Below are 4,696 nucleotides of genomic sequence, written 5' to 3'. Positions count from 1 at the left end.
ATCCGTTCCGAAGATTCGACAGCCGATCAGCGGCTCGTTTCGTATCACTGGCGACGATACCTTCATCAACGCTATCCCTTCAGTCACCGGCCAAACGAATTGAACGGACGGGGAACCATGCGGTGAATGGGAGCCGCCGATGACGCGGGTTTTGAGATCATTGCTTTTTCGCGGCGGCCCCGTTACCGCTAGCGTTCTGCCTGCGTACAAATTCGGATCCCACGTCGAGGCGGTGAGTAGGATATATGAACAGCGATCTCGCGCACCTCGAAGTCCACTTCGAAGCCATCGGTCCAGATGCTCGCATCCACGAGCTTTCTCAAGGAAACGACGCATCGGTGGATTCTAAGGTTGGCATGTTAGGCGAAAACTACCGCATCAACATCTTCCTGGGGGAAACCCGGGATGAAAGTGAGGCGGTAGATCTTGCTGCCGTTTGGCTAGAATCCCGTACTGCTCAGCTGGCAAGCCTCGAGTCGAGAAACATCATTGAATTCTGTACGATGTTTGGACGTAAAGACGGTAGTCGAATATTGGCCTTGGAGCCAGAGTTTTGGCGACTCGCGGCCGACGCGAACTGTGTCGTGTGGAATCAGGCATGTCAGCATATGAACCGCGGCGCTAACTGACTATTAAGCAGAACAAAGCGGTGAACGGGAGCCGCCGATGACGCGTGTTTGGGAATCAAGTTTTTTGGCGGCGGCCCCGTTACCGCTGACGTTATCCGACTGAAATCCATGTGATCCGATGAGCGTAGGCCGCTTACCGCAATATTCATTACGCAGTTTGATGCTTGCGCCGGTTTGGATATTCTTTGTCCTAAACATCCGTAACCTGATCGACTTTGTCGCCGGTTCGTTTTTCCCTTGGGCTCAGTTCAATCCGCAGTCTGTGCGCCTCGCATTGGAAGACCAGGGCATCCCTTACTGGCTTATATGGCGGCACCTGACACCACTCGTTTGTTTTGTCGATGAACTTCTCGTCGTCGCGCTGCTCTCGGTGTTGCTCGGAACGGTTGCGAGCCGGTATACGGACACCGCCTTCATACTCATCTTGGTGTCGTTGCCGGTCTTTGACGCTGCCGCTGCTGTGCAGAATTGCTCCGGTCCTAAAGGACGCGGGTTTATCGGCTTTAATCAATGCGTTGTCGCAGGGTTCCAAGGGATTCTAATTCCGGCGATGTTGCTGCTACTTCTTGCAATGCTCTTTCGATACTATAGGCGAGCAAGAATAGAGATCGGAACAGTCGCTCAACGCGATTTACTTGCCGGTCTAATGCTGCTGCTGATGTTGGTGTTTGCTGTTGCTGTTGACACAGGTACAGGCTAATCGATTGCACCCAACGCTCGAACCACAACGACGGATAACAATCGGATGCACGCCGAGTCCTCGAAAGTCTCTTGGGCAGTGGTTGCTCAACTCCTCGGACCGGGTGATCCTGGTCGTTCGTCACTCAAAGTAAGGCTGTGCAAATGGATGACGTTGAACTCGATTTCATGATTGCGCACATCCGCGACAAATCGAAGTCCTTCGATGGTGACCACGTCCTGCGTGATGCGCCGATGAGCGAGGACCGAATTACAGAATTGGAACGCGAACGCAATATCGTTCTCAATCGTCAATACCGACGATTCCTGATGACCTATGGTGCGGGAGACTTCCTCTATTCACAGATTTATTCATTCGATCCCAACAGCGATTGGAACCTGTGGCGTGAATCGGATTTCGTCGACGGCATCGGAACAACGATCTTGCCATTCTCTGACAATGGTGCTGGCGACTATCTCGCTTTCAAACTGCTCGACGGAAAATGCAGCGATTGCGTATATTGGATCGACCACGAACTCGGCTACACGATTTCGGATTCCGAATACGAAGACTTCAACAAGTGGGTGGCTGAGTGCGCCCTGCAAACGTGACGAACAATGCGATGAACGGGAGGGCTCGGCGCAGTCGGTCCTGAAGTCAAGCTCCTGCTCTCGCCCCCCGTTATCGCGAACGTTATGTTGTTGAACTAGATGATGAATGCATGACAAAGCTGTACGTTCTGTCGAACGTTGCCCATCGTTTCCGCGACGACTTCTTTCCTTGTGGCATTCACGTTCAGCGAGGCCCCTGTGCTACTTGCGAAGCGAACCTCAACGGTTGGTGTCCACCACTACTGTACTGGTGGGAATACGAATTCGGAGATCCACGGTCATCGTTGAATGCGGGCCACAATTGCTTTTGGGGCGGCTTTCGCCTGATGGTCGATGCCAACGGTAAGTCACTGCTGTCTGATTTGGCAATCCCATTCAGCTTCCACCCTGCGACGATGACCGAAGGCGAAACGTTGTTCGGCGACCAATCTTCATTGGCATGCGTAACACTTGATGCAAGTGTTTGTGCCGACGCTACTGAATGCAAAAACACGGTTTGCGAAACATGTGGACGTTTCACTGAACGAAGGCGTCAAATCACGCGTTTGCGAATCCCTGCCAGCATCATCCCTGAATTTGGCATTTTCACGATCAAGCAAAATGGCAATACCGGTCCGATGTTCGTCACTGAAGATGCTCGTGCAGAACTGTCAAACACCGGGATCGCTGGTATTGGCTACTACCCAGCGGGGCGTGTGATATGATCGTGAATTAACACCAGCGCAACATAACAAGGCGATGCAACGGAGTACGTGTGCCCTGCGCTGCGGCGGTTGCCTTCGGCATTGTACCGCCTCCGCTCCGGACCCACGTACCCGCTGATCGCTAGCGTTATCCGGCTCAATCACCATGAATCAATCGCAGTACGATGACATGATTGCCGCAGATCGCGAGCGGTATCGCAAATGCATGGCGCAGTGCACCGCGTCACACATGAGCAACACAAAATGGCGACGCGTGTTTATGGCAATCGCAGATGAAGGCGTCGAGCAGATTCATTCACACTGGAAACACATTGACTCCGATCACATTTCCATTCACTACAGAATGCCGCAACCACATGACCTGAATGAAAAGCGATTCAATGACGGTGCATTTCAACCATACGAATACAAATGGATTGAATGGATTCAAATTCCACATTCTGTCTTCGACAATTACCACAAACTCACATATCGGCAGGAACTTGCGTCGCTTGAAACTGCACTTGTCAAATCACGTGCCAACTATATTTCCAACGGCGACGGGATCACGATTGTCGCGTACAATAGATAGGCAACTACAAACCGCCGGATAACCAAACGATCAACCGCAGTCGGCCACGACCGTTTACTCTAATAACAACCTCAATCTGGCCGACGCGGTTATCGTCGGCGTTACCCGACTGAAATCTATCTGCGTTTCGTTATGAATGCTCAATGAAAGCACCTGCACCACGGAAGCTGTCCTTCAAATGCGTTGCCTGTAACCAGGTTCTGTCCGCGCCTGCGACAGCCAGTGGCAAAGTGGTTGCTTGCCCATGTGGGCAGAGGCTAAGGGTACCAATGGTTCCTACTCCTGCCCCTACGTCTGTTTTTGATGAATTGCCGATGTCAACTGCGTCGTCTCGGCAACCGACTCTCCCGCACCGAAGCCTCTCTGCCGCGCCGAATTTTGGTGCAGCAACAAAGCCAAGACGCCTAATCAGAAGGAAGCCAAATACAGGCGTCCTAACCATGATCGCCGCAGTGATTGGGGGCCTGCTGTTTGGCCTTATAGTTTTGGCGACACCGGGGATGGCTACGATGCTCCCGATGGTAGTATTGGTGATTGGGATTGGTGCAGCTATCGCCGGTGGCATTACGTTTGCAATTTGCTTCCTATTGACGCCAGCGGAGCAACGATCCACAGGACTTCGCCCAGATGATATTTCCGCTGCGGCCAGCGGAAAGGGCGGAATCATTTCCGGAACGATTATCCTAATTGTTGCGTTCACCTTTTTGGCCGCTGGTTTGATGCGAGGGCGCATATACCTTTATGCTCCCATTGGGATCGTAATGGGTATCGCCTCGATCGTACGGGGCCTGATCCGCGGCAAACGTTAGTGCTCGGATAGACCCTTTCAAGATACGGATAACAATGCCGTGCGCGCGGAGCACTGCTAACAAGGTTTCACAAATGGAAAGTCGTCTCACCAAGCCTTTTGACGGCCACCGTCATCCTTGTCAGTGCCGCTCGTTGGATGGTAAACTGCGAACGAATTTCGTTCGGATGCCGGATTGCAAACGGAAACTTGCTCCGCTACTCGACTTCGCGTACACTTGCTGACAACATCATTCGGTAGACGATCGGTCACCGAGGGGGACGAAGTCCATCGTGGAATCGCCGACTGGATGATGGCACACTGGATCGCTTCGTAATCCATCGTGGTGCATCGTGTACGCGGTTGCAAACGTTTACTCGGTAATTAACTCCAACCTATTACACTCATACCGTAGCGGATAACTATCCGATGAACCGCAGTCGGCCACGACCGTTTACTCTGTGGTAACCTCAACACTGGCCGACGCGGTTATCGTCGGCGTTGAACTTAATCGACTCACTCTGGTTCAGATCGTTGTCTCTATTGCTGGGGTGACTGCCCGCATCCCTGCGGGAAGAGGGTTGGCGTCCATGCCAACCAAGAACGGGATCGATGAGCTTCGCTCGCTGTTTTTTTGAAGGCATGCGATACACGCTGCGCTGGCTCGGTTCTCGTGATCGTCAGAACGAAATTGCTGGCTTGTTTTGCGAGCCAA

The 4,696-nt window shown here is 52.5% G+C and carries 8 protein-coding genes; 6 read left to right on the top strand and 2 right to left on the bottom strand.

From position 1 onward, the window contains the following. The first annotated feature begins 245 nt into the window (after positions 1-245). The 6 genes from Q31b_RS27485 (at position 246) to Q31b_RS27460 (ending at position 4,003) form a co-directional block, all read left to right on the top strand. Entirely contained in the window at positions 246-629 is a 384-nt protein-coding gene (locus Q31b_RS27485; RefSeq protein WP_146602880.1) for a hypothetical protein, read from the top strand. Positions 630-747: 118 nt separating this feature from the next. Continuing rightward, entirely contained in the window at positions 748-1,329 is a 582-nt protein-coding gene (locus Q31b_RS27480) for a hypothetical protein (RefSeq protein WP_146602879.1), read from the top strand. 143 nt (positions 1,330-1,472) lie between these two features. Beyond that, complete coding sequence (locus Q31b_RS27475) at positions 1,473-1,919, top strand: SMI1/KNR4 family protein (protein WP_146602878.1); 447 nt, start codon at positions 1,473-1,475, stop codon at positions 1,917-1,919. 110 nt (positions 1,920-2,029) lie between these two features. Then, positions 2,030-2,623, top strand: a complete 594-nt coding sequence (locus Q31b_RS27470) for a hypothetical protein (RefSeq protein WP_146602877.1) — start codon at positions 2,030-2,032, stop codon at positions 2,621-2,623. A 145-nt stretch (positions 2,624-2,768) separates the two neighbouring features. Beyond that, complete coding sequence (locus Q31b_RS27465; RefSeq protein WP_146602876.1) at positions 2,769-3,194, top strand: hypothetical protein; 426 nt, start codon at positions 2,769-2,771, stop codon at positions 3,192-3,194. A gap of 509 nt (positions 3,195-3,703) precedes the next feature. After that, positions 3,704-4,003, top strand: a complete 300-nt coding sequence (locus Q31b_RS27460; protein WP_146602875.1) for a hypothetical protein — start codon at positions 3,704-3,706, stop codon at positions 4,001-4,003. An 86-nt stretch (positions 4,004-4,089) separates the two neighbouring features. Here Q31b_RS27460 and Q31b_RS27455 read toward each other — a convergent pair whose 3' ends face one another. Both Q31b_RS27455 and Q31b_RS29250 read right to left on the bottom strand, forming a co-directional pair. Beyond that, on the bottom strand, positions 4,090-4,350 hold the full coding sequence (locus Q31b_RS27455) for a hypothetical protein (protein ID WP_146602874.1): 261 nt from the start codon (positions 4,348-4,350) through the stop codon (positions 4,090-4,092). Positions 4,351-4,507: 157 nt separating this feature from the next. Continuing rightward, a partial coding sequence (locus Q31b_RS29250; protein WP_231617903.1) for a hypothetical protein occupies positions 4,508-4,696 on the bottom strand: 189 nt, incomplete at its 5' end.

Source organism: Novipirellula aureliae (genome assembly GCF_007860185.1).
GTDB classification, from domain to species: Bacteria; Planctomycetota; Planctomycetia; order Pirellulales; family Pirellulaceae; genus Novipirellula_A; species Novipirellula_A aureliae.
The sequence above is the reverse complement of the archived record's forward strand: the minus strand, read 5'-3'. Positions and strand labels throughout refer to the sequence as shown.

Bases quoted from the DNA above. Each gene is read 5' to 3' on its own strand.
- Q31b_RS27485 (WP_146602880.1), top strand. From the start codon at position 246: ATGAACAGCGATCTCGCGCACCTCGAAGTCCACTTCGAAGCCATCGGT.
- Q31b_RS27465 (WP_146602876.1), top strand. From the start codon at position 2,769: ATGAATCAATCGCAGTACGATGACATGATTGCCGCAGATCGCGAGCGG.
- Q31b_RS27460 (WP_146602875.1), top strand. From the start codon at position 3,704: ATGCTCCCGATGGTAGTATTGGTGATTGGGATTGGTGCAGCTATCGCC.
- Q31b_RS27480 (WP_146602879.1), top strand. From the start codon at position 748: ATGAGCGTAGGCCGCTTACCGCAATATTCATTACGCAGTTTGATGCTT.
- Q31b_RS27475 (WP_146602878.1), top strand. From the start codon at position 1,473: ATGGATGACGTTGAACTCGATTTCATGATTGCGCACATCCGCGACAAA.
- Q31b_RS27470 (WP_146602877.1), top strand. From the start codon at position 2,030: ATGACAAAGCTGTACGTTCTGTCGAACGTTGCCCATCGTTTCCGCGAC.